Annotated in this window: 18 protein-coding genes; 11 read left to right on the top strand and 7 right to left on the bottom strand. The window is 72.3% G+C overall.

Annotated features, from left to right (window positions below):
- Window positions 1–145: 145 nt before the first annotated feature.
- On the top strand, window positions 146–1,672 hold the full coding sequence (locus AB0A97_RS37845; RefSeq protein ID WP_361159397.1) for a glutamate--cysteine ligase: 1,527 nt from the start codon (window positions 146–148) through the stop codon (window positions 1,670–1,672).
- A gap of 396 nt (window positions 1,673–2,068) precedes the next feature.
- Window positions 2,069–2,860, top strand: a complete 792-nt coding sequence (locus tag AB0A97_RS37840; protein ID WP_361159429.1) for a type II CAAX endopeptidase family protein — start codon at window positions 2,069–2,071, stop codon at window positions 2,858–2,860.
- Between the two features lie 102 nt (window positions 2,861–2,962).
- On the opposite strand, the gene AB0A97_RS37835 is transcribed toward AB0A97_RS37840, so the two are convergent.
- Both AB0A97_RS37835 and AB0A97_RS37830 read right to left on the bottom strand, forming a co-directional pair.
- Window positions 2,963–3,787, bottom strand: coding sequence for a PhzF family phenazine biosynthesis protein (locus AB0A97_RS37835; protein ID WP_361159395.1), 825 nt, complete (start codon window positions 3,785–3,787; stop codon window positions 2,963–2,965).
- A 209-nt stretch (window positions 3,788–3,996) separates the two neighbouring features.
- Window positions 3,997–4,800, bottom strand: a complete 804-nt coding sequence (locus tag AB0A97_RS37830) for an aminotransferase class IV family protein (RefSeq protein WP_361159392.1) — start codon at window positions 4,798–4,800, stop codon at window positions 3,997–3,999.
- Between the two features lie 158 nt (window positions 4,801–4,958).
- Between AB0A97_RS37830 and AB0A97_RS37825 the strand changes: the two genes are divergently transcribed.
- Both AB0A97_RS37825 and AB0A97_RS37820 read left to right on the top strand, forming a co-directional pair.
- Complete coding sequence (locus tag AB0A97_RS37825) at window positions 4,959–5,306, top strand: MerR family transcriptional regulator (RefSeq protein WP_361159389.1); 348 nt, start codon at window positions 4,959–4,961, stop codon at window positions 5,304–5,306.
- Window positions 5,307–5,948: 642 nt separating this feature from the next.
- Window positions 5,949–6,506: a DUF3291 domain-containing protein gene (locus tag AB0A97_RS37820; RefSeq protein WP_361159387.1), complete on the top strand. Its 558-nt coding sequence runs from the start codon at window positions 5,949–5,951 to the stop codon at window positions 6,504–6,506.
- A 139-nt stretch (window positions 6,507–6,645) separates the two neighbouring features.
- On the opposite strand, the gene AB0A97_RS37815 is transcribed toward AB0A97_RS37820, so the two are convergent.
- Window positions 6,646–7,257: a DinB family protein gene (locus tag AB0A97_RS37815; RefSeq protein ID WP_361159384.1), complete on the bottom strand. Its 612-nt coding sequence runs from the start codon at window positions 7,255–7,257 to the stop codon at window positions 6,646–6,648.
- Window positions 7,258–7,535: 278 nt separating this feature from the next.
- Between AB0A97_RS37815 and AB0A97_RS37810 the strand changes: the two genes are divergently transcribed.
- The 4 genes from AB0A97_RS37810 to AB0A97_RS37795 all read left to right on the top strand — a co-directional run bounded on the left by AB0A97_RS37810 (window position 7,536) and on the right by AB0A97_RS37795 (window position 11,497).
- Window positions 7,536–8,135: a PadR family transcriptional regulator gene (locus AB0A97_RS37810; protein WP_361159382.1), complete on the top strand. Its 600-nt coding sequence runs from the start codon at window positions 7,536–7,538 to the stop codon at window positions 8,133–8,135.
- A 324-nt stretch (window positions 8,136–8,459) separates the two neighbouring features.
- Window positions 8,460–8,990: a Clp protease N-terminal domain-containing protein gene (locus tag AB0A97_RS37805; protein WP_361159379.1), complete on the top strand. Its 531-nt coding sequence runs from the start codon at window positions 8,460–8,462 to the stop codon at window positions 8,988–8,990.
- Between the two features lie 226 nt (window positions 8,991–9,216).
- A complete protein-coding gene (locus AB0A97_RS37800) occupies window positions 9,217–10,302 on the top strand; it encodes an EamA family transporter (protein WP_361159426.1) in 1,086 nt (361 codons plus the stop codon).
- Window positions 10,303–10,504: 202 nt separating this feature from the next.
- Complete coding sequence (locus AB0A97_RS37795; RefSeq protein ID WP_361159376.1) at window positions 10,505–11,497, top strand: DMT family transporter; 993 nt, start codon at window positions 10,505–10,507, stop codon at window positions 11,495–11,497.
- 136 nt (window positions 11,498–11,633) lie between these two features.
- On the opposite strand, the gene AB0A97_RS37790 is transcribed toward AB0A97_RS37795, so the two are convergent.
- Window positions 11,634–12,275, bottom strand: coding sequence for an FMN-binding negative transcriptional regulator (locus tag AB0A97_RS37790; RefSeq protein ID WP_361159373.1), 642 nt, complete (start codon window positions 12,273–12,275; stop codon window positions 11,634–11,636).
- Between the two features lie 11 nt (window positions 12,276–12,286).
- Window positions 12,287–12,961, bottom strand: coding sequence for a pyridoxamine 5'-phosphate oxidase family protein (locus AB0A97_RS37785; protein ID WP_361159370.1), 675 nt, complete (start codon window positions 12,959–12,961; stop codon window positions 12,287–12,289).
- 35 nt (window positions 12,962–12,996) lie between these two features.
- Between AB0A97_RS37785 and AB0A97_RS37780 the strand changes: the two genes are divergently transcribed.
- The gene (locus tag AB0A97_RS37780) at window positions 12,997–14,328 is read left to right on the top strand and encodes an aminotransferase class I/II-fold pyridoxal phosphate-dependent enzyme (RefSeq protein WP_361159367.1); all 1,332 of its coding nucleotides are present in this window, start codon (window positions 12,997–12,999) and stop codon (window positions 14,326–14,328) included.
- A gap of 196 nt (window positions 14,329–14,524) precedes the next feature.
- Window positions 14,525–15,088 carry a GNAT family N-acetyltransferase gene (locus AB0A97_RS37775; RefSeq protein ID WP_361159364.1) on the top strand — a complete coding sequence of 188 codons (564 nt, stop codon included), beginning with the start codon at window positions 14,525–14,527 and terminating at the stop codon, window positions 15,086–15,088.
- On the opposite strand, the gene AB0A97_RS37770 is transcribed toward AB0A97_RS37775, so the two are convergent.
- Window positions 15,085–16,110 (bottom strand): DMT family transporter, encoded by a 1,026-nt coding sequence (locus AB0A97_RS37770; protein WP_361159361.1) that lies wholly within the window; start codon window positions 16,108–16,110, stop codon window positions 15,085–15,087. The two genes, AB0A97_RS37775 and AB0A97_RS37770, sit on opposite strands and share 4 nt — an antisense overlap.
- 74 nt (window positions 16,111–16,184) lie before the next feature.
- Here AB0A97_RS37770 and AB0A97_RS37765 point away from each other — a divergent pair, with 74 nt between their 5' ends.
- On the top strand, window positions 16,185–17,093 hold the full coding sequence (locus AB0A97_RS37765; protein ID WP_361159358.1) for a LysR family transcriptional regulator: 909 nt from the start codon (window positions 16,185–16,187) through the stop codon (window positions 17,091–17,093).
- 415 nt (window positions 17,094–17,508) lie between these two features.
- Here AB0A97_RS37765 and AB0A97_RS37760 read toward each other — a convergent pair whose 3' ends face one another.
- On the bottom strand, window positions 17,509–19,221 hold the full coding sequence (locus AB0A97_RS37760; protein ID WP_361159423.1) for a carboxyl transferase domain-containing protein: 1,713 nt from the start codon (window positions 19,219–19,221) through the stop codon (window positions 17,509–17,511).
- Between the last annotated feature and the right edge of the window lie 85 nt (window positions 19,222–19,306).

The following is a 19,306-nucleotide window of genomic DNA, read 5'->3' as shown; positions in this document are numbered from 1 at the left end:
GAGGCGTTATCGATCGGATTGCCGGGCATCATCGACCGTAGCGCGATCGCCCGGCCCGCCGGGGAGCCCGGCCCGCCGGGCGCTTGCCGGAAAGCCCCGGACGGCCTGCCGGGCCGGGCCCGTCGACATGAGGAGGGACGCTCCGATGGGGGAGAAGGTTGCGGCGGGCGGCACCGGTCTCACCGACCGGCAACGCTATCGGAGAAAGCTGCACGAGTGCCTGACGGGATTGCAGAGGCTGCTGAACGACAAGCGGTTCGACCGTCCAAAGAACCTGATGGGGCTGGAGATCGAATTGAATCTCGCCGGTCCCGACGGTATGCCGCGCATGATGAACTCACAGGTCCTGGAGCGCATCGCGAGCCGCGATTTCCAGACCGAACTGGCCCAGTGCAACCTTGAAGTAAATATCCTTCCGCACCGGCTCTCCGGACGCGTCCTCGACCAGCTCGCCGAGGAACTGCGTACGGGCCTGGCCTATGCCGACCGCAAGGCCGCCGAGGTGGCCGCCCGTATCGTGATGATCGGCATTCTGCCGACCCTGGCCGCCGAGGACCTGGTCGCCTCCAACCTCTCGGAGATCGACCGGTACGTCCTGCTCAACGACCAGATGCGGGCCGCGCGCGGCGAGGACTTCGAGATCGACCTGGAGGGCGTCGAGCGGCTGGTCTCCTCCTCGGCCTCCATCGCGCCCGAGGCCGCGTGCACCTCGGTGCAACTGCACCTCCAGGTCACCCCGAACCGCTTCCCCGCCGTCTGGAACGCGGCTCAGGCCATCGCTGCCGTCCAGGTCGCGGTCGGCGCCAACTCGCCGTTCGTCTTCGGCCGCGAACTGTGGCGCGAATCGCGCCCGCCGGTCTTCCAGCAGGCCACCGACGTCCGGCCACCCGAGTTGCGGGCCCAGGGTGTGCGTCCGCGTACCTGGTTCGGGGAACGCTGGATCGACGCCCCGTACGACCTGTTCGAGGAGAACCTGCGGTTCTTCCCGCCCCTGCTGCCCATCCACGCGGACGAGGACCCCCTCGCCGTCCTGGACGAAGGCGGCATCCCGAGCCTGGCGGAACTGGTGCTGCACAACGGCACCGTCTACCGCTGGAACCGCCCGGTGTACGGCGTCGCGGACGGCGTCCCGCACCTCAGGGTCGAGAACCGCGTCCTGCCCGCGGGCCCCACCGTCACCGACGTCATCGCCAACACGGCCTTCTATTACGGACTGGTGCGGACGCTGGCCGAGGAGCCGCGGCCGGTGTGGGGCCGTATGCCGTTCGCCGCGGCCGCCGAGAACTTCGACACCGCGTGCCGCCGCGGCATCGACGCCGTACTGAAGTGGCCCCGCCCCGGCCGTTCCGGCGGCCTCGGCGAAGTCTCCGCCGTACGCCTGGTACGCCAGGAACTGCTGCCCATGGCCGCGGCCGGCCTGGACGCCTGGGGCGTCGAGCCCGTCGACCGCGACCACTACCTCGGCGTGATCGAAGCGCGCTGCCGGCGCCGCGTCAACGGAGCGTCCTGGCAGGCCGCCGCGTACCACCACGCGCTGGGCCGCGGCCTCGACCGGGGCGCGGCGCTGGCGGCGATGACCCAGCGCTACAGCGAACTGATGCATTCGGGGGAGCCGGTGCACGCCTGGCCCGTCGAGTGGACCGCCGCGCCGGTGGCGGCGGGGCGGGGGTGAGCGGGCGGGGGCATTCGGCCTCGACGTTGCCAGGGCGGTGACCCGCGGCGACCATCATGGCGTCGGGCCTGCCCGGAATCGTGCTGCGGTCCGCGACGGCCGTGTGCCTTTCCGGCGGGCCCGACGCCCTACTCGTGCTGTGGAGGCAGGGGGCCGCTGCCGACGTGCTCCGGGCGGGCCGGGCGGCTTGCCGGGGCCGGCGTCGGGCAAGCTATGACGTTCTGGGTGTGACGTCTTCGTCGTGACGTCTTACGCGGTACGGATCTGGAGGCAGCTGTGCAGTCGGACGCGAGTCCCGTGACCGGTGCGGAATCCCCTGGCCGGAAGCGGCCGGGCCCGGGCGATGGGCGGGACGACGGCGGGGACGGCGGGCCGGGCGGGGGACAGGACGGGGAACTGAGCGGGCGTCCGGACAGGGGACTGGGCGGCGGGCTCTCGCTACGGATCCTGCGCGGCGAGACGGTGCTGGTCCTGGCGCTCTCGCTCGGCGCCAGCGGCGTCTCCGCGCTCATCAGCTTCATCGGGGCGCTGACCAGACCCGGCGGCCTCAAGGACCAGGCCGCGATGCTGAACTCCTCGCACGCGCCGGGACGCCCGTGGCTCGACCTCGCCTGGCAGCTGTTCGGTATCGCCACCGCGCTCGTCCCCGTCGCGCTGGTGGCGCATCTGCTGATCAGGGAGCGGGTCGGCGGCCTCCGGGCGGTGGGCCTCGACGGGCGCAGGCCCGGATTCGACATGAGCCGCGGCGTCGGCGTGGCGGCGGTCATCGGAGGCAGCGGTCTGCTGCTGTACCTCGGTGCGCGGGCGGCCGGCTTCAACCTGACGGTGGTGCCGGAGGGGCTGCCCGACGTGTGGTGGAAGTTCCCGGTGCTGATCGCGTCGGCGGTGCAGAACGCCGTCGTCGAGGAGGTCATCGTCGTCGGCTATCTGCTGCGGCGGCTGGGGCAGCTGCGGTGGACCCCGGTGGCCGCGTTGGTGGCGAGTGCGCTGCTGCGCGGCTCGTACCACCTCTACCAGGGCATCGGCGGGTTCGTCGGGAACATGGTCATGGGCGTGATCTTCGTCCTGCTGTACCGGCGCTGGGGGCGCGTCGGCCCGCTGGTCGCCGCGCACGCGTTGATCGACATCGTGGCGTTCCTCGGATACGCGCTGCTGGCGGGCAAGGTGGGGTGGCTGCCTACGGTGTGACGGGCGAGGTGGGAGGGATGGCGGGGGCGGGACCCGCCCGGATGTCCGGATGTACGGCCGGGCCCGCCCGGATGCCGCGGCCGGGCCCGCCCGTGACCCGGTTCAGGGCGCGGTGAGCAGTTCGCCGTCGATGACGGTGACGGCCGAGCCGGTGAGCAGCGTACGGTCGTCGCGCAGTGCGGTCCGTACGAGACCGGTGCGGCGGGCGGGGCCCTGGAGGCCGGTGAGTTCGTCGCGGCCCAGCCTGGCCGACCAGAACGGCGCCAGCGCGGTGTGCGCGCTGCCCGTCACCGGGTCCTCGTCGATGCCCACGGCCGGGAAGAAGCAGCGGCTGACGAAGTCGTAACCGCTGTCGGAAGCTTCGGCCGCCGCGGTGGCGATCACTCCGCGGCCGCCGGGCGAGGCGAGGGTCCGCAGGTCCGGCTCCAGGGCCCGTACGGCCTTCTCGTCGGCCAGTTCGACGAGGAGGTCGCCGAGATTCTCGCCGGTGTCGTACGCACCGCGGATCTCCACACCCAGCGATGCGGCGACGGCCGGCGGCACCTCGACCGCCCTCAGCGGGGCCGTCGGGAAGTCCATGGTGACCGCGCCGCTGTCGTCGGCCGTCGTGGTCAGCACCCCGCTGCGGGTGGTGAAGCGGACCGTGCCGGTGGCGGTCCCGGTGGTGTGCAGGACGTGTGCGGTGGCCAAGGTGGCGTGACCGCACATGTTCACCTCGGCGGCCGGGGTGAGCCAGCGCAGCGCCCAGTCGGCGGCACCGCCCGCGGGCAGCGGGTGGGCGAAGGCGGTCTCGGAGAGGTTGACCTCGGCGGCGACCCGCTGGAGCCAGGCGTCGTCGGGAAAGCCGCCGGCGTCGAACAGGACGACGCCGGCGGGGTTGCCGCCGAAGGGGCGGTCGGTGAAGGCGTCAACGATACGAATCCTCATGGCCTGGAGCTTAGAAGTCCACCTCTCGCGCGACCAAGGCCAATCGGATGTAAGTGGACCGATTTTCGCCCGCGCTGCCACCCCAGCGGTACAAGTGGACGCATACGTAGGTGAGGTGGGGGGAGCCAGTAGGGAGGAGCCCAGGGCCCTGGTGACCGGAATGCGATCACTCGCCCCCGTCCCCCTCCCTTGCGTGTCTTCTCCCCGGTTCAAGGCGCGACGAGCGGCTCGGCCTCGTACGCGCGGCGCAGAAGCGCCAGGAAGCCGGGGGCGTCCGGCAAGGGAACCGGGCCGATCCGGTGTACGGCCACGCCCGGCGTCCACGAGTTCATGACCACCCCGCCGGCCAGCGCGGGCAGGTCGGCGACAGTGACCTCCTGGACCCGCTGGGGGACACCGAGCCCGTCCAACTGCCGCCGGACGATGCCCATCGTGGTGCCGCCCAGCATCCCGGCCTCGGGCCACACCACCGCAGAGCCGTCCCAGAAGGCGAGGTTCCAGATGGACGCCTCGCTGAGCCGGCCGCGGCGGTCGACGAAGGCGGCGTCGTCGAAACCCTGCCCCACGGCCTCCCGGAGGAAGTACGTCTTGCCCACCTCGCCCACGTGCTTCACGGCCGGGAGGGTCCTCTCGTGCTCGACCACGGCCAGCGACAACGGCCCTTGCGGCCCGGTCGCGGCCGGGCCCGTACGGACCAGCACCTCGGGCTCCACCTCGGCCCCCGCCACGGTGAATTCGCCCGCCGGCGAGTACACGGTGGCCGTCAGCGACAGGTCGGCCGGCCCCGCCTCCAGCGCCGCCCTCAGAAAATCCCGTATCCGGTCGTCGGCAATCGCCCGGCCGAACATCTTCTCCGAGGCGGTCCGCAGCCGCTCCAGGTGGAGGTCGAGGCCCCGGACCCGGCCCCCGCGCACCTGCATGGCGGTGAAGTGGGCGTAGCCCGCGAAGGCGAGCGGCGTCAAGTCCCCGGCCGTCGCCGCCCGGCCGCCACGTTGAACAACAAAAGAGGGCATGGCTTCACTCCACCTCGTACGGGAACAGGGACGGCGGCAGCGGCCCGTAGTCCGGATCATGGACGGCGGGCGCGGAATGTTCGTTCCGTGGGGGAGGTTAAGGCTTCACACCAGTGAGAAGGTCAATCGCGAAGGGGCGGGGCAGTGGGGCGGGGCACATGCTGATCGGGGAATTGTCCCGGCGGACCGGGGTCAGCACGCGGCTGCTGCGGTATTACGAGGCGCAGGGCCTGCTGACCACAGAGCGCGGCCCGAACGGCTACCGCTGCTACGACGACGGCACGGAGCTCACCGTGCGTCAGGTCCGCGCTCTTCTGGACGCGGGACTGACCACCGAGGTGATCCGCGCGGTGCTGCCGTGCGCCCGGGGCGAGCAGCCGGAGATCGAGATGTGCGTGGACGTTCGGGCCATCCTGAACCGGGTACTCGCGGACACCGACGAACGCATCGGCGACCTCCAGCGCAGCCGTAGCGCTCTCGCGGGTTACTTGGCGGCGAAGCCCTGACCCGTGGGTCGCCGGCGGAGCGGCGCTTCCCGGTGCCTGACGGGGACCGGGGACGCGCGGGGCCGGTCACGGTGCTGTGACACCTGCGGCAATCCGGGAGGTCGTACGGATGCGGACGCGGAGACGGATGCAGTGGCGTACGCGCTGTCCCCTTTCCGAGCGGACGGCCAGGCATCTCCGCCGGTCACGTTGGGCCTTCGTCGCCTTCTTCCTGCTGGAACTGACCGCTTTCGCACTGGCCCTGACAGAAGAGCAGCCGAACGCCTGGACCCTGACATGGACAGGCGCCGGCACGGCCTACTTCTCTCTCATGTTCCTTCTGGTTCACCGGCTCCTGCGTAAGGACAGCAGGTCACGAGCGTCACGGGAGGGCTGACGCCGGCCCGAGGGCCGTGGTCGAGCAATTCCCCCCCGCAAGGCCCCGCGCGAAGGCCACTTGAGCAGGGAAAACGCAACTTCGACAGAGCCCGCGGAGGCAGCTACCTTCACCTGGTCCTCGGCGATCGCCCACGGTCGCACCGGAGTTCCTCCAGGCTGAGCCACCCGTGACGGGACGAGTCGGCACGCCTGTACGCATCCCCGCCCGATGCGTAAGCCACCGATCCGGGTCCACGCCGGCCGCCCTCCACCAGGGAGAGAAGCATGCCCCATCTTGCTCTGTACACCTTCGGCGTCCTGAAGTCCCCTCTCGCCGATCCCGCACCTCTCACGCACGAGTTCTACGACCTGGGTGCGGCCGTCTACCAGAAGATCAGTCAGCACCCCGGATACCTCGCGCGTGCCGAGCCGGCGGGCAGTGACCGGGGCATGCTCTTCGGGGCGGACTGGGGCGCGTGGGGAGAGTTCGCCGTACCGACCTGGTACGGCAAGGGCCGTACGGTGGAAACCACCGCCCTGTCCGCGACCCTCTCGCTCTGGACCGACCTGCGCTCCGCCTTCGACGCCATCTACACCGGTCTGCACCGTGCGGCGCTGAACAGGCGCTACGACTGGTTCGAGAGGACAGGACACCCGAATCACGTGTTCTGGTGGGTCTCCGAAGGCGCGGTACCCACCTGGCAGGACGGGGTTTCCAGGCTGGAATACCTCCACGACCACGGCCCCGCGCCGCACGCCTTCACCTTCCACCACTCCTTCGCCCCGGACGGAACTCCGACCAGGAACAACGGCACCGGGCCGAAGAGCGACCAGGTTCGCTGACAAGCAAGTCTGAACGACTCGGGTCGCCGTCGAACCTTTCGATCGGGTGACGGCTTGTACGAGACTGACCTGTGCCAGTGATCGCTGATCGATTGCCACCGAAGGATGATCAACGCTAGTTGGTTCCACCACAGGTTGATCATTCGGTGTACAGGCACGCGGGGGACGTGGTGGGGGCACCTGTCGGTGTGGTCCGGTGCGGTACGGCTTTGTCCTGCCGGCGGTAGAGGTCGCGCAACAGGGAAATCCCGGCGCCGTGATGGATCAGCTCCCTGTTGACGTGCAGGACCCTGTTCTCCATGGGAAACCGCTCGGGACCCACCGTGGGCGGATCGTCCAGGTCGGCGTCCGAGAGCTTGCGGACCCCCGTGTTCCATCTCCCATACATCTCATCGAGCTGTTTCAGCGCCTCGTCAGCGGTCCCCGCGTAGGTGAATGTCTGGGAGTCGACGTCCTGACCGCCGAAGTACCAGCCGACCCGATAGCCCAGGCACGAGACGATGATGTGCGCCAGCCGCCAGGCAATCGTGGTCATCGGCGCTGGCACCGGGACAGGGGACGCGGAGTCCGTCGTCCCTTCCCCCGAGCCTTCCGACATCGGCACGGCCGACGTGCCACGTGGGCGGATGCTCCAGCAGCCGCGCACCGGCTCCCAGAAGTACTCCTCGTCGGTAAGACCGTCCAGCCGTGGCCGCAGGTTCTTGCGCCAGTGCCAGTCCAACTGCTCCGCGAGCCGCTCGCTTCGTGTCATCGCCGCACACTACAGACCCGTCGAGCAGAATGATCGTCGCCGTCTGCGGTCGTCCTCCACTGTCACAAACCCCGCAGGCAGTCATCCCTAATTGGCACAGAGGTCAATTGATCGCCCTTCGCCGACAATCGATCAACACCCACTGACGCAGGTCAGAGACTCGCTGAGCTCGGGCGTTGCCATCCGAACAGTTCCGATATATCGTTGAAGCATCGCGAACGATCAAAGTGATGTCGCGATTGGTCAAAGATGCAACCACGAGAAGGAAGGAGCGCCTTATGCGTTCCCATGGGCACGAGCACCACGGACACGGCCGGCGCGGTGGCCGCGGAGACTACGAGGGGCGGTTCGAGGAGCGGCGAGCTGCGTTCGGGCCGTTCGGGCCGCCTTTCGGTGGGCCGTCGTTCGGTGGTCGGGGCCGCGGCGGGCCGCGTGGCCGGGCGCGGCGCGGTGACGTACGCGCCTCGATCCTGGCCCTGCTGAAGGACCGGCCGATGCACGGTTACGAGATGATCCAGGAGATCGCCGAGCGCAGTGGCGGAGCCTGGAAGCCGAGCCCCGGCTCGGTGTACCCCACCCTCCAGCTCCTGGAGGACGAGGGGCTGATCAGCAGCGCGAGCGAGGGCGGCAAGAAGCTCTTCTCGCTGACCGAGGCCGGACGCGCGGAGGTGGAGAACGTCGCCGACGCTCCCTGGGAGGAGGCCGGCCGAGGCGTCGACTGGGAAGCCATGAACGAGATCCGCAAGGCGGGTGGCGGCCTGGTCGAGGCGTTCCGGCAGGTGTGGGCCACCGGCACACCCGAGCAGCGGGAGAAGGCCATCTCGGTGGTCAACAAGGCCCGCAAGGAGCTGTACCTGATCCTCGCCGAGGACGAGTGAGGCGCTCGCCGTCGCACGCGTGGAGTTGAGGCGCGACGATGACGGGTGAGTTCGGCAGGGGCCGTGACCGGGGGACCGGGGCACGGCCCCTTTTGCGTCCGGGCGGGGTTACGGGGGGCGGGTGCGGGGGCCGGAGTGGGGTAGGACCGGTGTTCGCCCGGCGGTTTGCGGTGGTGGTGTGCGTCCCACTCGGTCTCGGGGGTAGCGCGTCGTCTCTCCTTCGCAAGGATGAGATTCCGGAAAGGCGTGCCCAACCGTGGGCGGATGCGCAAATGCTTCCCGCCGGGGATGTTCCGGGCGCCAGCGGCTGGTGGGGTGGGGACTGTGCAAAACCGTACTGCGTACAACAGTGGAGGGAGCTCGCCCCGCGAGGACCTCGAAACGCGGCTCACCGTGGAGCTCGCGTCGGTGGTCTCCGCTGCCCGCAGGCGTGCCACGCGGGACGGTGACCGGCAGGTGGACACGGCCCACCTGCTGCACGGACTTCTGGAGTCGGACCCGTCGGTGCGGGCGGCGTTCGACGGCGGGGCGCAGGTCGCCCGGCTGCTCGGTTATCTCGTCCAGCGCAGCATCGGGTACGGCCTCCAGTGGCACGGCACCGTCGAGGATTCCGGCGCGGTGCCGATGGTGACCGACGGAGCCGTACCGGGCTGGTCGCCCGCCGCGGCCGCCGCCCTGGACGGCGCACTCGACCGCGCGCACGCCCGGTACGCGACCCATGCCGCCTGCCTCGACCTGCTCGCGGCCCTCGTGGACGACCCGGAGTCGCGTGCGGTCGAGGTGCTGCGCCGGGCCTCGGTCGACACGGAACGGCTGGCTGCCCGGCTGGACGGGGAGCGCTCCGGCCAGGAATGACAGGCGTAACGGGGGTGACGCTGCTGACGGCTCCTGTCATGATGTGCCGATGCGCGCGTCTACGGGGAGTGGAGCGGCCCTGGGGGCCGGCGGGAACCAGGGAAAGCCGGGGAAGGCAGGGGAGCCGGGGGCTTCGCGGACTCCGGGAGGGCCGAGGGGGGCCCGGGGCGCGGAACGTCCGGACCGCGGCGGCCCGACCGGCCGGAGCCGGGGCGCCGGGCTCACTCTGGCGCTGATCTCCGCGTTCGCCTTCGGCGGTTCGGGTGTGGCCGCCAAACCCCTGATCACGGCCGGCCTCGACCCCCTGCACGTCACCTGGCTGCGGGTCGCGGGCGCCGCCCTCGTCATGCTGCCCGTCGCCTGGCGCCACCGGCGGCTGGCGCTGCGCCGCCCCGCCCTCCTCCTGGGCTTCGGTCTGCTCGCCGTCGCCGGTGTCCAGGCGTGCTACTTCGCGGCGCTCTCGCGCATCCCGGTGGGGGTCGCGCTGCTCATCGAGTACCTCGCACCCGCGCTGGTGCTCGGCTGGGTGCGCTTCGTCCAGCGGAAGCCGGTCACGCGGGCCGCGGCGGTCGGTGTCGTCCTGGCGGTCGGCGGGCTGGCCTGTGTGGTGGAGGTGTGGTCCGGTCTCCGTCTCGACCCGGTCGGACTCGCGCTGGCGCTCGGCGCCGCCTGCTGCCAGGTCGGTTACTTCGTACTCTCCGATCACGGGAGCGACGGTGCGGACGCGGCGGACCCGCTGGGCGTGATCGCGTACGGGCTGCTGATCGGCGCGGCCGTGCTGACCGTGGTCGCGCGCCCCTGGGAGATGGACTGGCCGGTGCTCGGCGGCAGCGCCTATCTGGACGGGGCCCGGGTGCCCGCCGCACTGCTGCTCGTGTGGATCGTGCTGGTGGCCACCGTGCTGGCGTACGTCACCGGTGTCCTGTCGGTGCGCAGGCTGTCCCCGCAGGTGGCGGGGGTGGTGGCGTGTCTGGAGGCGGTGATCGCGACCGTACTGGCGTGGGTGCTGCTCGGCGAGCACCTCACCGCGCCGCAGGTGGTGGGTGGACTGGTCGTCCTGGCCGGTGCGTTCGTCGCGCAGTCGGCGACCCCGAAGGCGGGTCGGACGGACGCGAGGGGCGGGGGAGGCGCGGCGCCTGTACGGGCGGGCGGAGCCCCGACGAGTGGGGACGCACCATGCCGGATCGCGTCGGGCGAGACCCCATCCGGCGGGGAAGCACCGGGTGGGGCCGACGCGGATGCGGCCGTCGAGGGCGGCACCTCGGGCTTCGGAGGCGGCCGGGGCTTGTCGGCCGGCCGGCGCACCTCCTAAGGTGCCGATCATGCGAAGGACTGTGCTGCCCCCTCCCGCCGCGTAGCGCGGGCGGCGGTCTCCGAGCGAGAACCCGCCCCGGGCCCGGCGCGACCCGAAGGACGTGCCCCGCCCCGGGCCGGTCGCCGCTGCCCGTACACGGGACCACGCGACCATTCCACGGCGCTCGGCGCCGTCCCGGACCTCCCGGAGAAGCACAGCCATGCATGGTGTCTCTTCCCCTGCCCTGCCCGTGGGCCGGGGCCTGTTGTACGTGACCGTCGCCGCGACCGCCTGGGGCACAGCGGGCGCGGCCGCCTCCCTCCTCTACGGCAGTAGCGGCCTCGGCCCTCTCGCCCTCACTTTCTGGCGCACCGTCGGTGGCCTTCTCCTGCTGTCGGCCGTACGGGCGGTCCTGCGCCGCCGGGTGGTGCGCGTGCCGGATTCCGTCGTGCGTCCGAAGGAGCCGCTGCGGCGCCGCCTCGTACGGACGGCCGCCACCGGGATCGCGCTGGCGGTCTTCCAGGCCGCGTACTTCGCGGCGGTGGAGAGCACGGGACTGGCCGTCGGCACCGTGGTGACCATGGGAGCAGGGCCCGTCCTCATCGCGCTCGGCGCGCGGCTGACCATGGGCGAACGGCTCGGTGCCGGAGGGGTCCTGGCGGTCCTGGGCGCGCTGTCCGGACTGGCCGTACTGGTTCTCGCAGGAGGCGCTTCCGGTACGGTACGGCCCTCCGGGGTTGCCCTGGCGCTGCTGTCCGCCGCGGGCTGCGCCGTGCTGACGCTGACGGCCCGCCGTCTGGGGCAGGCCGGTGACGCCGCCGATCCGTACGGTTCCACGATCAGCGCCTTCGCCGTCGGAGCAGGATGCCTGCTGCCGTTCGCCGCGGCCGAAGGACTGTGGCCGCAGGCGCACGAACTGGGCCGCAGCCTCTGGCTCATGGGCTACATCGCCGCCGTACCGACGGCCCTCGGCTACGGCCTGTACTTCGCGGGCCTGGCGGCCGTGCGGGCGGCCACGGCGTCGGTGATCTCGCTGGTCGAACCGGTGTCCGCGGCGGGGATCGCGGTGCTCTTCCTGGGTGAGGAACTGACGGCGGGCACGGCCGTCGGTACGTGCGTGCTGCTCGCGGCCGTCGCGGGACTGGCCGCGGCCGAGGCGCGGGGAGCGGTGGCGGCCCGTACGGGCAGGGCGGGGACGGCGATGGTGCGCTGATCGGCTCAGATGGGCCGGGCCGGCTCGGGGCGGCCCGGCCCACGGCCTCCGCCATCGGTCGCCCGCCGCCGCCCGCCCCCGGACACCCGGCCAGGTGTCGGGCACAGGACGTCAGCCGTGGTGGGCCGCCGGACTGTCAGCTACGGTCGGCCGCCAGCCGCCGTAGCTGGTGGGTGCGGGCCTGGGCGTCACGGGGCGCGGCCCGTTCGGCCAGGCGCTCCGTGATGCGCCGCTGCACGGTCTCGCTCCGTTTGCCCGCGTACTTGAACTTGGCCCGTACGTCCGTGACTTCCAGCCGTAGCCCCCGGATGCCGGGCAACTGGCGTCCGTACGGCGGGCCGTCCGCGGTGACCGGCGCCGAGCCGCCCTCGGGCTGGAAGTGCCCCAGCTGCCGAGCCAGCAGCGCGGCCTTCTCCTGCGGGTCGTCGACGACGTGCGCCGTGCAGGTGAGCTGGACGGCGGCGTAGAAGCTGGTGGGGACGCCGTGCTCCGGCGGGTCCTCCTCGGCGGCCTGCCACGGCCCCGGTATGAACACGTAGTCGTCCACGACACTGAGCAGGACGGCCGGGGCGGTCTCCAGCGCCCGCCATATCGGGTTGGGGCGGGCCAGGTGGGTGACGGCCTCGCGGCGGGCCGGGTCGTAGGCGAAGTGCAGGGGCTGGACGAGGGGCGGGGAGCCGGGCGGTCCGTTGACGGCGAGCTGGCCGAAGTCGTGGCCGGCCAGCCAGTCCTGCCACTCGGCGTCGTCGGTGGGCGCGTCCCAGGGGTGGATCAGCATGCGCTCCTCCTTCAGCGGGCCGAGAGGTAGGCGGGCTCGGGGATGCCCGGGTCGAGGTCGTCGGCCGGGACGGGGGCCCCGTACCGGGGGGCGACCGGCAGAACGCCGCTCCAGTGGGGGAGTGGCAGGTCGGCGGGCTCGTCGTTGGGGCCGCCGGTGCGGATCTTGGCGGAGACCTCGTCCAGGTCGAGGCGGATGACGGCGGTGGCGGCCAGCTCCTTGGCGTTGGCCGGCCGGGAGTCGGCGGCCCGGCCGGGCACGACCTGGTCGACCAGTGCGTCGAGCGCGGCGGTCTTCTCGTCGTGGTCGGTGACCTGGTGGGCGATGCCGTGCACGACGACGCTGCGGTAGTTGATCGAGTGGTGGAAGGCGGACTTGGCCAGCACCAGGCCGTCCACGTGGGTGACGGTGACGCACACGGGCAGGCCGGGACCGGCCGTCTCGCCGGCCATGCGGAGCGGACGGGAACCGGTCGAGCCGTGCAGGTAGAGGCGCTGGCCGACCCGGCCGTAGAGCGTGGGCAGGACGACGGGGGCGCCGTCGCGGACGAAACCGAGGTGGCACAGGTAGCCGGCGTCGAGGATGGCGTGCACGGTCTCGTGGTCGTAGGTGGCGCGCTCGCGGGCACGGGTCGGCACGGTGCGCTCCGTCCGGGTGAAGGACAGCTCCTTGGGCGCCTGGGGCATTGCGGACTCCATTGCACTAGTGCATAATGTGTTTTGTGCTAGGAGAGTATCGGATCGAAGGGCGGCGCGCATCGGAAATTGCCGCCAGTGTCGAGCGAGCCGTCGGTGCGGGCGAGCTCCAACCGGGTGAAGTCCTGCCCCCCATGCGGGAGTTGGCTGTCTATCTGGAGGTCAATCCCAACACGGTGGCGTCCGCGTACCGGACACTGCGGGACCGCGGAGTGATCGAGACCGCGGGCCGCCGCGGCAGCCGGGTGCGCCCGCGGCCGGTCAGTACGGTCCGCGAGGCGGCGCTGGGGCCCGTGCCGCCCGGTGTGCGCGACGCGGCCGCCGGGAATCCCGACCCCGCGCTGCTGCCCGCTCTCGGGCAGGCACTGGCCGCGGCCGCCGCCCGCAGTGCGGAGCGCCCCACGCTGTACGGGGCCCCCGCCGTCGGCACGGAGCTGGAGCGGATGGCCCGCGCCGCCTTCGAGGCGGACGGGGTGCCGGGCGGGTCGATCGCCGTCACCTCCGGGGCGCTGGACGCGATGGAGCGGGTGCTCGGTGTGCATCTGCGTCCTGGTGACACGGTCGCGGTCGAGGACCCGGGCTGGGGGAGCCTGCTGGACCTGATCCCCGGCCTCGGGCTGCGGGCCGTTCCGGTCGCGGTGGACGACGAAGGGCCGCTGCCCGAGCAGGTCGGCCGGGCGGTGCGCGACGGCGCCAGGGCCCTGGTCGTCACGGACCGGGCGCAGAATCCGACGGGTGCCGTGCTCAGTGCCGCCCGGTCCCGGGAGTTGCGCGAGGTGCTGGCGGACCATCGGGACGTGCTGCTGGTGGAGGACGATCACGGCCACGACATCGTCGACCTCCCGCTGCATCCGCTCGCAGGCGCCACGGACCACTGGGCGCTGGTCCGCTCCACGGCCAAGGCGTACGGCCCCGACCTGCGGCTCGCCGTGCTGACCGGGGATGCCGTGACGGTGGACCGGGTGCGCGGGCGCCAGCGGATCGGGCCCGGCTGGGTGAGCCACCTCTTGCAGGACGCGGTGGTGCACCTGTGGCGTACGGGAGCGGTCGACCCGAAGGCCGTCGCGGACGCGTACGGCCGACGCCGGACCACGTTGATCGACGCCTTGGCGGCCCGCGGCATCCGGGCGCGGGGGCGCAGTGGGATGAACGTATGGATCCCGGTGCCCGACGAAACCGGCGTGGTCGCCCGGCTGTTGCACGCGGGCTGGGCCGTCGCGCCCGGGGCGCGCTTCCGTATGGACTCACCGCCCGGCATACGCGTCACCATCGCGGGCCTCACGGAGGAGGAACTGCTGAGCCTGGCGGACGTCGTCGCTTCCGCCGTCGAACGGAAGGAGGCGCGCCGTTACGACTGAAGCGGGCGCGGGAGCGTGGGTGCCGCGGCCGAGGGGAGCCACGAGGGCCGGCCGGCGGGACACCGCATCCTGGCAGGTGCCCGCGGGCCGGCTGACTGACTTGCCGGCTGACTGACTGGGCGACTGGTTGCTGCGCCGATCGGCTGACTGGCCGACTGGCTGTATGAGGGGGAACGGTGCTGGTTACGATCGCACGATGCCTGATCAGAGCTTCCTTGTTTGTGGTCCGCGGGTGGCTGTCCGGCGGATCTCCGTCCAGGACCGTGCGGAGATCGCGGTCCTCGACCGCGAGAGCGCCGCGCTGCACCACCCGTGGGTCCCCGCGCGGGACACCACGGAGGAGGCGTTCCGCGCGTACGTCGCCAAGTTCGACCAGCCGGCCCATGAGGGCTTCGTGGTGTGCCTCCGGGAGAGCGGTGCGATCGTCGGCGGCGTCAACATCAACAACATCGTGCGGGGCGGCATCCAGAGCGGAGCCCTCGGTTACGTCGCCTACGCGTCCACCACCGGGCACGGCTATATGACCGAGGGGGTCCGCCTCGTCATCCGGTACGCCTTCACCGAGCTGGGCCTGCACCGGCTGGAAGCCAACATCCAGCCCGGCAACGCCCCCTCCGCCCGGCTCGTCGAGCGGCTGGGCTTCCGGCTGGAGGGCTGCTCCCCGCGCTTCCAGTACGTGGACGGCGCGTGGCGCGACCACGAACGGTGGGCGCTGACGGCCGAGATGACCGAACACGCCGCCGGGTCGGGCCCTCGCTAAGTGGTGCGGCGGGTGCGGCTCCGGGTCAGCGCGGCACCTGCCAGAATGATCAGCGCGCCGACGGGAGTGTTCCAGCTGAGCTGCTCGCCGAGCAGGGCGACGCCGGCCGCGGTGGCGATTACGGGGACGAAGTAGGTGACCATCTGAGCGGTGGTGGGTCCCACCTCCGCCACCAGCCCGTACTGCAGCAGGAAGGCGACCCCGGTGCCCAGGGCGCCGAGCGCGACGACGGCGAGGAGGGGGACGACAGGGTAGGCGGCCGGGGCCGAGGTGAAGAGCGCGGCCACCAGGCCGGCCTGGGCCGTGGCGAGGAGCATCTGGGTGCCGGAGAGCGCGACGTTGGAGACCTTGGTGCCGGCCAGGGTGCGCCGGACGTAGATCCAGCCGATGGGGTAGCTCAGCGATGCTCCCAGAGCCATCGCGGTGCCCGTCGGATCCGTTCCGGAGAACCCCTGCCAGGCACCGAGCACGGTCAGTACGCCCAGGAAACCGAGGCCGAGCCCCGCGACGCGACGGCGGGTGGGCCGGTCCTCGGAGAGGGCGACCAGGGAGAGAGCCATACCCCACAGCGGGGAGCTGGCGTTGCAGATGCCCGCCAGGGTGGAGGGGATGGTCAACTCGGCGTAGGCGAAGAGGGAGAAGGGGAGGGCGTTGAGGAAGAAGGCGGCGACCGTCAGATGACCCCACGTCCGCGCGGAGCGGGGCAGCCGCTCCCGCTTGGCGACCAGTACGGCGACGAGCACCGCCGAACCGAACGCCAGTCGGCCGAAGGTGACGTGCAGAGGTGCGTACCCCTGTGTGCCGACCTTGATGAACAGGAAGCTGAATCCCCAGACCAGGCTCAGGATGCCGAACCGCAGGCGCCAGTCGAGGGTGCGGCGTGCCCCACCCCGGGGCGCGGCGGAGTGACCTGAGGTGGTGGAGCGGGGCGGGAGTGAGGGTGGGGGCGTTCCGGTGGGTCCGGGAGCGGTGGGGTTCGTCTCGGCTGGGTGGGCTCCGGAACGGGCGGCGGCGGTGCTCATGGGGCTACGATGAGGCTCGGTGATCTTGTAGCACAAGCGAGTTTTCGTGGGGTGTATCGCTTAGCATTGCTTAGATGTTGAACCTTGATCGCTTGCGGACGCTGAGTGCGGTGGCCCGGCACGGCTCGGTGAGTGCGGCGGCGGACGGGCTGCATGTGACCACCTCCGCCGTCTCCCAGCAGCTCGCCAAGCTGGAGCGGGAGACGGGCCAGCAGCTCCTGGCCAAGAACGGCCGCGGCGTGCGGCTGACCGACGCCGGCCGACTGCTGGCCGACCATGCCGTACGGATCCTCTCGCAGGTCGAGCTGGCCCAGGCGGAGCTGGAGGCGCACCGCGGTCAGGCCGTCGGTGAGCTGCGGCTCGGCGCCTTCCCCACCGCGGCACGTGGACTGTTTCCCGCCGCGCTGGCCGGGCTCCGTACCGCGCACCCCCAACTCCGCCCGTTGCTGCGGGAGATGGAGCCGGAAGCCTCGGTGCGGTGCGTGGTGCGCGGCGACATCGACCTGGGTGTCGTGCTGGACTGGCACAATCGGCCGCTCTCGCTGCCCGAAGGCCTGGCGAAGGTGCCGATCCTGAACGACCCGGCCGATGTCGCCATGCCGGCCGACCACCCGCTGGCGCACCGCGACTCGGTCGAACTGGCGGAGCTGGCCGATGACGAGTGGGTCTCCTGGCCGCAGGGCGAGTTCTGCCACGACTGGCTGATGTTCACCCTGCGCGGCCAGGGGATCGAGCCGCGCATCGCGCACATGGTGGAGGAGCACCACACCCAACTGGCGCTGATCGGAGCCGGGCTGGGGGTCGCGGTGGCGCCCCGGCTGGGGCGGGGGCCGGTGCCGGATGGTGTGCGCGTGGTGCCCGTACGCCACACGATGCGGCGGCACGTCTACGCGATCTGGCGTGCCGACGCCGACCGGAGGCCGTCCATCCGTGCCGCGGTCGCCGCGTTGCGCGCGGCGGGCGAGGAGATCGAAGGGCGCTGAAGGTTCGGGAGCGGCCCGGTAGAGGCGGGGTAGCGGCGTCGACCCTCGAAGGGCTCGACGCGGCGGCCCGCAAGGGCACGCACGGCGGCCGGCCACCCGTCATCACCGAGGACATGCCGCACGCCGTGCTGCGGCGCCGGGCTAACGGCGAGTCCGTCGAGCAGATCCAGCCCGACCTGATCATCCCCACCGGCAAGCGCGAGGGCCAGACACCCGGCGTCGCCAGCATCTACCGCGCGCTCGCCGAACACGAGAAGAAAGAGGCGTACCCCGAGGCGATCGAGGCCGCGCACGCCGAGGTCGCCGACCTCCAGGACGCCGACGACACCCCCCCCGCGTCCGCCGAGTCCGCATCCGGCGGTCGGACGCCCCGGGGCCTCCATGAGGGCAGGGCGATGCAAGGGCCGCCGTCGCGTCACCGGGATGGGGGAGGCGGGACGATACCCTGGATCAATCCCAGGTCAAGCAAGTCCTGGGGACGTATCCGGAGTTGGTCGGCCGTGCCGCGTACCGCGTCCGCGTCGCGCTTGAGGATGGCGGCGGCGGCTTCCGGGGCGATGACGGAGAAGTAGCTGTCCGGCGTCGCCCACAGCCGGCCCGGTGCGGCCAGCGCCAGCGCCCCGCCGGATCCGCCTTCCCCGATCAGCAGCGAGGTGACGGGCGTACGGACCGAGGCCAGCGCGGTGAAGACGTCCGCGATGGCGGCGCCCGCGCCGGCCCGCTCCGCAGCCGCGTCGTTGGCCGCGCCCGGGGTGTCGATGAGGGTGAGCACCGGTATGCCGAGCCGGTCCGCCAGCCGGATCAGCCGGGCGGCCGTACGGAATCCCGCAGGGCGCACGGCCGTGCCGCACTGGGCGGCGAACGCGATCGTGCGCCCGTCGCGTCGGCCGAATCCGCAGCGTATGCCCGGGTCGGTGCCGCCGCAGCGGTCGCCGCTGATCTCCTCGCGCCAGTCGAAGTACGCCTCCAGATACGCCACGGCACGCGGGCGCCGCACATCGCGGGCCGAACGCACCGCCTCCCATCCGGACCCGGGGAGCCCGGCGGTGCCGAGTGCGTACGGGGGCGGGGCGGCCGCTGTGGTGGGGGAAGCTACGGAGGGGGCGACTCCGGCTGGGTCTGCGGTGGCGGGGGCCGTTTCGGCGGGGGCCGCTTGGGCCGGGGCCGTGGCGGCGGGGGCCGGTCCGGCGGGAACCGACTCGGTCGGGGTTGGTCCGGTAGGGGCCGCTCCGGCCGGGGCTGCTCCGGCGGCCACGTCCTGGTCCGCTGACGTGCCCGCCGTCACGTCCGGCGCGGTGCCCGCCGTCACGTCCGCTGTCGTGTCCGGCGTGGCGCCCGGCGTCACGTTCGCCGTCAGGTGCGGCGCCGCGTCCGGCGCCGCACCCGCCGCCGATGCCCCGTCGCATCCTGGCGACAGCAGCCGCAGCCAGCGGCCGAGGGCCGCGCGCACTTCGTCCGGCGGGACGACCGCGTCGGCCTGTCCGGCCGCCACCTGGCCCTCGGCGCTGTACGCATACGGGTCGGCGTCCGCCGGGCGCACGCGTGAGCCCGCGAAGCCGACCTGCGCGCCCGGCAGCGCGAGCACGACGTCCGCGCCCGCGCCGAGCGTCGCCCAGCCGCCGCCGGTCGTCGGATCGCGGAGGACGGCGATCTGGGGGAGGCCCGCCGCCCGGTTCAGCGCGGACCGGCCGGCCACCCGCTGGAGCTGAGTCAGGGCCCGCATACCCTCCTGCATCCGGCTGCCGCCCGTGGCGATCAGCGTCACGACCGGCAGGCGCAGCTCGCGGGCGCGGTCCCAGGCGGCCACCAGCCGATCACCCGTACGCTCCCCGAGGGACCCGCCGAGGAAGCCGAACTCGAAGGAGACCAGGACGGTCTCCACACCGGCGACTCGGGCGGTGCCGCAGACCACGGACTCGCTCTCACCGGTCCGTTCCCGCGCCCGCTGCCGCGCGGAGCCGTAACCGTCCCAGTCGAGCGGCCCGTCGTCGTAGGGCACGACTGCCGCCGGACCGTCCGACGTCCCGGCGGCGCCACCGGCGCCCGAACCCGAGTCCGAACCCGAGCCCGGCTGCGGCTCCGCCTCCGGTGCGGGAAACTCCGCGAAGTCGGCCGTCACCACGGCGATCGCCTCGCGTGCGGACCAGCGCGGCGACGGACCGGCGGGTACGGGCCGCCTCCGCGTGTCCCCGCTGCCGACCGAAGCGCCACCC

The sequence above is a fragment of the Streptomyces sp. NPDC045470 genome, from assembly GCF_040646595.1.
Taxonomy (GTDB): domain Bacteria; phylum Actinomycetota; class Actinomycetes; order Streptomycetales; family Streptomycetaceae; genus Streptomyces.
Note: the sequence above shows the minus strand (reverse complement) of the source record. Positions and strands in the feature narration are given on the sequence as shown.

Bases quoted from the DNA above. Each gene is read 5' to 3' on its own strand.
- AB0A97_RS37845 (WP_361159397.1), top strand. From the start codon at position 146: ATGGGGGAGAAGGTTGCGGCGGGCGGCACCGGTCTCACCGACCGGCAA.
- AB0A97_RS37835 (WP_361159395.1), bottom strand. From the start codon at position 3,787: ATGAGGATTCGTATCGTTGACGCCTTCACCGACCGCCCCTTCGGCGGC.
- AB0A97_RS37830 (WP_361159392.1), bottom strand. From the start codon at position 4,800: ATGCCCTCTTTTGTTGTTCAACGTGGCGGCCGGGCGGCGACGGCCGGG.
- AB0A97_RS37825 (WP_361159389.1), top strand. From the start codon at position 4,959: ATGCTGATCGGGGAATTGTCCCGGCGGACCGGGGTCAGCACGCGGCTG.
- AB0A97_RS37820 (WP_361159387.1), top strand. From the start codon at position 5,949: ATGCCCCATCTTGCTCTGTACACCTTCGGCGTCCTGAAGTCCCCTCTC.
- AB0A97_RS37815 (WP_361159384.1), bottom strand. From the start codon at position 7,257: ATGACACGAAGCGAGCGGCTCGCGGAGCAGTTGGACTGGCACTGGCGC.
- AB0A97_RS37810 (WP_361159382.1), top strand. From the start codon at position 7,536: ATGCGTTCCCATGGGCACGAGCACCACGGACACGGCCGGCGCGGTGGC.
- AB0A97_RS37795 (WP_361159376.1), top strand. From the start codon at position 10,505: ATGCATGGTGTCTCTTCCCCTGCCCTGCCCGTGGGCCGGGGCCTGTTG.
- AB0A97_RS37790 (WP_361159373.1), bottom strand. From the start codon at position 12,275: ATGCTGATCCACCCCTGGGACGCGCCCACCGACGACGCCGAGTGGCAG.
- AB0A97_RS37785 (WP_361159370.1), bottom strand. From the start codon at position 12,961: ATGCCCCAGGCGCCCAAGGAGCTGTCCTTCACCCGGACGGAGCGCACC.
- AB0A97_RS37775 (WP_361159364.1), top strand. From the start codon at position 14,525: ATGCCTGATCAGAGCTTCCTTGTTTGTGGTCCGCGGGTGGCTGTCCGG.
- AB0A97_RS37770 (WP_361159361.1), bottom strand. From the start codon at position 16,110: ATGAGCACCGCCGCCGCCCGTTCCGGAGCCCACCCAGCCGAGACGAAC.
- AB0A97_RS37765 (WP_361159358.1), top strand. From the start codon at position 16,185: ATGTTGAACCTTGATCGCTTGCGGACGCTGAGTGCGGTGGCCCGGCAC.